Origin of the sequence: Candidatus Caldatribacterium sp., from assembly GCA_014359405.1 — a bacterium.
Lineage (GTDB): Bacteria > Atribacterota > Atribacteria > Atribacterales > Caldatribacteriaceae > Caldatribacterium > Caldatribacterium oleiphilum.
This window is the reverse complement of sequence record JACIZN010000132.1, coordinates 1-4,673: the sequence shown is the minus strand read 5'-3', so window position 1 is coordinate 4,673 and position 4,673 is coordinate 1. Positions and strand designations below refer to the sequence as shown.

Sequence of the window (4,673 nt, the reverse complement as noted above, 5' to 3'; positions counted from 1 at the left end):
GGATACCCACCCTTTGCAATACCTCCTTGAGCTTCTTGAAGTACTGTGAACGAAACTCTGGTCGATCTACAAAATATTTCCTCCTACCCCTTGACAGAGTGTACCCGGGGTGGTACCCTAAGCACATCGCTTGCGCAAGCATAGTTCAGATTGAGGAGGCTCAATTCAATGGCAACAGGCAAAGTGAAATGGTTCAGCACCACCAAAGGGTACGGGTTCATCTCGTCCGACCAGGGTGGTGACGTGTTCGTGCACTACACGGCCATCGAAGGAAACGGCTTCAAGACCCTCGAAGAGGGCCAGGCTGTAGAGTTCGAGGTTCAGCAGGGGACCAAGGGTCCTCAGGCTGTCCGCGTACGGAAGATATAGGTAAATCGTACCGGGAAAGAAAGCCCACCACAAGCGTGGTGGGCTTTTTCTTTTTGTGCTATAATTGATTCCACTTTGTGTCATGAGGGAAGGTGAGGGAGGAATGAAGAAAGGGATTCATCCAGAGTACCAGGAAACCCGGGTTATCTGCGCCTGTGGGAATACTTTTGTTACCAAATCGACGAAGTTCCCCGAAATCCGTGTCGAAATCTGTGCCAAGTGCCATCCCTTCTTCACCGGGCAGCAGAAGCTCGTTGATACCACCGGGAGGGTAGAGAAGTTCCGGAGCAAGTACGGGGACAACTACTGATTCGTCCCCGCCACCATGCAGGTTACGCTTCTTTCCTACACCCCTGAGCCGGAAAAGGCCATTGCCCTTGCTGCTCGGGTGTGTTACAGTAAAACCCCTCCCCGGGACATTTCCCTTGAGAGAGCTCGGGCACTCATTCGGGGGCTCTTTGCCCGGGGGCATGAGTCGGTTCTGGAGCACGCCTCATTTTCCTTTCTCATCGAGGGGATATCGCGGGTGGCCTCGCATCAGCTTGTGCGGCATCGCCTGGCGTCCTACGCCCAGCAGAGCCAGCGCTATGTGGATGTGAGGAACGCGAAGTTCGTGTGTCCTCCGTCGATTGTTGCCCATCCTCGTGCTAAAATAGTGTTTGATGAGGTGATTGCTCAGGCCCAGAGAGCCTACGAGGAGCTCTGTGGCCTTGGCATTCCAAGGGAAGATGCCCGGTACGTTCTCCCTCAGGGGGTGGAAACGAATCTTGTAATCTCCCTGAATGCCCGGGAGCTCTTGCACATCTTCCGGTTGCGCCTGTGCCGTCGGGCTCAGTGGGAGATTCGGGAAGTGGTGCTCCGGATGCTCGAGGAGATAAGAAAGGTTGCGCCGAGCATTGCGGAGCTCGCCGGTCCGCCCTGCAAATTCGGACCTTGCCCGGAGGGGGAGAAGAGTTGCGGAAAGCCGTGGGGAACGCTGTGAGAGAGAGATCCTGCGATATCGGGGGACAGGCGCTCATTGAGGGGGTCATGATGCGTAGCCCCCGCCGCCTTGCCATGGCGGTGCGCCGTCCGGATGGGACTATTGTCCTTGAGGTTCGGGAAGAGGTTCCCCTTTCCCGCCGGAGCCGTTTTCTTTCCCTCCCCATCGTTCGGGGGATTGTGGGCCTTGTGGATTCTCTGGTTGTGGGGCTTCGGGCGCTCTCGTACTCGGCCCAGGTGGCCTTTGGAGATGAGGCAAAGCTCACCGGTTTTGATATCGGAATGGCTATGCTCCTTGCCCTGGGCCTTTTTGTGGGGCTTTTCGTGGCGCTGCCGACCTTTGTAACCTCTCTTTTTGACCGTTTCCTCTCTTCAACCGTCGTGTACAACCTTGCCGAGGGAGGAATCCGGATTGGGGTTTTCCTCCTCTACCTCTTCGTGATTTCCCAGATACGGGACATCCGCCGGGTTTTTGAGTACCATGGGGCAGAGCACAAGGCAATTTTCGCCTTTGAGGAGGGAGAGGAGCTCACTCCAGAAAACGCCATGAAGTTCACCACCCGCCATCCCCGTTGTGGAACGAGCTGGCTCCTTGTGGTTATGGTGGTGAGCATTCTCATTTTTTCGCTCCTTGGGAGGCCGGGGATTCTCGTGCGCATCGTGAGCCGAATCCTTGTGGTGCCTGTTGTCGCCGGTCTTGCCTACGAGGCAATCAAGCTCCTTTCACGGAATCGGAGGAGTTTCCTGGCACGCATCGTGAGCCTTCCGGGGCTCTGGCTCCAGTACCTCACCACCCGTGAGCCGGACCGGGCGCAGCTTGAGGTGGCCTTTGCCGCTCTTCGGGGGAGTTTAGGAGAGGATGAGCGCCCATGTGGCGAGACAGAGTGAAAGCCATCGTTGCCCAGTACCGGGAACTCACCGAGAAAATGGCGGATCCCGAGGTTATCCAGGACCTTGCCCGCTACAGAAGTTACGCCCAGACCATCGCCGATATCGAGCCGATTGTGGAAAAGTACGAGGAGTACGAGCGGGTGGAACGGGAGCTTGAGGAAGACCGGATGCTTCTGCGGAATGAGCGCGATCCGGAGCTGCGGGAGCTCCTTGAGGAAGAGATCGAACGTTTGCGGGAACGGCACGTGCAGCTTGAGGAAGAGCTGAAGCTCATGCTCCTTCCCAAAGACCCTCGCGACGAGAAGAGCACCCTGGTCGAGATTCGGGCCGGGACCGGTGGGGATGAGGCAGCGCTCTTTGTGGCCGATCTCTTCCGGATGTACACCCGTTTTGCCGAGCGCCATGGCTTCCGGGTTGAGGTTATGGACGCAAGCCCCACGGAACTCGGGGGCTTCAAGGAAATCATCTTTGCAGTGGAGGGGAAAGGGGCGTACAGCAAGTTCAAGTTCGAAAGCGGTGTGCACCGGGTGCAACGCGTTCCGGTGACAGAGGCAAGCGGCCGCATCCATACCTCCACGGCAACGGTGGCGGTGCTCCCGGAAGCGGATGAAGTGGAAGTCGTCATTCGTCCCGAAGACATTCGGGTTGAAGTTTTCCGGGCCTCTGGACCGGGGGGACAGCACGTGAACACCACGGATTCTGCGGTGCGCATCACCCACATCCCTACGGGACTTGTGGTTACCTGTCAGGACGAGAAATCCCAGCACAAGAACAAGGCCAAGGCACTCCGGATTCTTCGGGCTCGTCTTTTGGAACTCGAGCGGCAGGCCCAGAAGGAGGCCATCGACCGGGAGCGGCGAGCGCAAATCGGCACCGGTGAGCGGAGTGAGCGAATCCGCACCTATAACTTCCCGCAGAACCGGGTGACGGACCACCGTATCAACCTTACCCTCTACCGCCTGGAGTCGGTTCTCGATGGCGACCTTGACGAAATCATTGAGGCCCTTGCAGCCGAAGAACGGGCAAAGCTCCTTGAGAGAGTCGGCTGAGGTGACGGTACGGGAACTCTTCCGGAGTCTTGTGCGAACCCTGAAAGAGGGGGGTATCTCCTCTCCGGCCCGGGAAGCGCGTCTTCTTCTTGGGAAAATCCTTGGAACCTCCCCTTCTCGGGTGTACCTCTTCTGGGATCGGAAGATAGGAGAGGAGGAACAAAGAGCTCTCGAGGGACTTGTGGCGGAACGCCTTTCCGGTGTTCCCCTCCAGTACGTCCTTGGCGAATGGGAGTTCTTCTCCCTGCCTTTTCGGGTGCGCCGGGGGGTCTTCATTCCCCGGGTCGATACCGAAGCCTGGGTGGAGGAAGCGGTGCTTTTTCTCCACTTCCTTTCGGGGAAGCGGGAAAAAATCCTCGTGGGGGATCTCTGCTGCGGAAGTGGAGTCGTGGGGCTTTCGTGTGCTTTTTTTGTTCCGGCCGTTTTCCTCTTCGGGGTGGATATTGCGGAAGAGGCCGTGGCCCTGGCAGAAGAGAACGCCCGGATTCTTGGTCTCTCGGATCGGGCACGGTTCTTCGTGGGCGATCTCTTTGCTCCCTTGGCTTTTCGGGGAATCGTCTTTGACGTTATCCTTGCCAATCCCCCCTACGTTGCCGAAGAGGAGTGGGAGAAGCTCGAGGTGAATATCCGCCTCTATGAGCCAAAAGAGGCCCTCCTTGGAGGAGAGGACGGCCTTGAGGTTATCCGGAGAATTCTCGGGGACGCCCCCTCTTTTCTTCGGGAGGGGGGATTTCTCTTTGTGGAGCACGATCCTTCCCAGAGGGAGAAAGTCGCTCAACTGGGGGAATGTTTCGGATTCACCTACGTTCGAGCGATTCAGGATTACACGGGAAATGTTCGAGCAAGCGTGCTCCAGCTGAGGAGGAGAAAGGATGCGTATTCTCATCGGATGTGATCATGCGGGTTTCAGGCTCAAGGAGGACCTGAAAGCCTACATCGCCTCCCTGGGCCATGAGGTTGAGGACTACGGGGTGTACGAGGACACGCCTTCTGACTACCCCGACATCGCCTTTCGGGTTGCCGAGGATGTTGCCCGGGGTAGGGGAGACCGGGGCATTCTCATCTGTGGGACAGGAGTGGGCATGTCCATTGCGGCGAACAAGGTTCGGGGTGTTCGGGCAGCTCTGTGCCATGATGTTTTCTCGGCTCGAGCTTCCCGGGAGCACAATAACGCGAATGTCCTCACCATGGGGGAGCGGGTTATCGGGGTGGGGCTTGCCCGGGAGATTGTGAAGGTGTGGCTTGAGAGTGATTTCCAGGGGGATCGTCATGCCCGAAGAGTGGCCAAAATCTGCGCTTATGAAGAGCGAGAGGACTCGGCCCGGGTGGGATGAGTACTTCATGGCCATTGCCCACCTTGTGGCCACCCGCTCAACCTGCATC

Annotated in this window: 7 protein-coding genes; all 7 read left to right on the top strand. The window is 57.7% G+C overall.

Going from position 1 to position 4,673, the window contains the following annotated elements:
- Positions 1 to 168 precede the first annotated feature (168 nt).
- A complete protein-coding gene (locus H5U36_09015; GenBank protein MBC7218257.1) occupies positions 169 to 369 on the top strand; it encodes a cold-shock protein in 201 nt (66 codons plus the stop codon).
- 103 nt (positions 370 to 472) lie between these two features.
- Positions 473 to 679 (top strand): 50S ribosomal protein L31, encoded by a 207-nt coding sequence (gene rpmE, locus H5U36_09010; protein MBC7218256.1) that lies wholly within the window; start codon positions 473 to 475, stop codon positions 677 to 679.
- Between the two features lie 15 nt (positions 680 to 694).
- Positions 695 to 1,351: an FAD-dependent thymidylate synthase gene (locus H5U36_09005; GenBank protein ID MBC7218255.1), complete on the top strand. Its 657-nt coding sequence runs from the start codon at positions 695 to 697 to the stop codon at positions 1,349 to 1,351.
- Complete coding sequence (locus tag H5U36_09000; protein MBC7218254.1) at positions 1,324 to 2,238, top strand: DUF1385 domain-containing protein; 915 nt, start codon at positions 1,324 to 1,326, stop codon at positions 2,236 to 2,238. The genes H5U36_09005 and H5U36_09000 overlap by 28 nt, the downstream gene beginning before the upstream one ends.
- Positions 2,220 to 3,290: a peptide chain release factor 1 gene (prfA, locus tag H5U36_08995; protein MBC7218253.1), complete on the top strand. Its 1,071-nt coding sequence runs from the start codon at positions 2,220 to 2,222 to the stop codon at positions 3,288 to 3,290. Before H5U36_09000 ends, prfA begins: the two co-directional genes overlap by 19 nt.
- Position 3,291: 1 nt before the next feature.
- Complete coding sequence (gene prmC / locus H5U36_08990; GenBank protein ID MBC7218252.1) at positions 3,292 to 4,185, top strand: peptide chain release factor N(5)-glutamine methyltransferase; 894 nt, start codon at positions 3,292 to 3,294, stop codon at positions 4,183 to 4,185.
- A complete protein-coding gene (gene rpiB, locus H5U36_08985; GenBank protein ID MBC7218251.1) occupies positions 4,163 to 4,624 on the top strand; it encodes a ribose 5-phosphate isomerase B in 462 nt (153 codons plus the stop codon). The genes prmC and rpiB overlap by 23 nt, the downstream gene beginning before the upstream one ends.
- Positions 4,625 to 4,673: the final 49 nt, after the last annotated feature.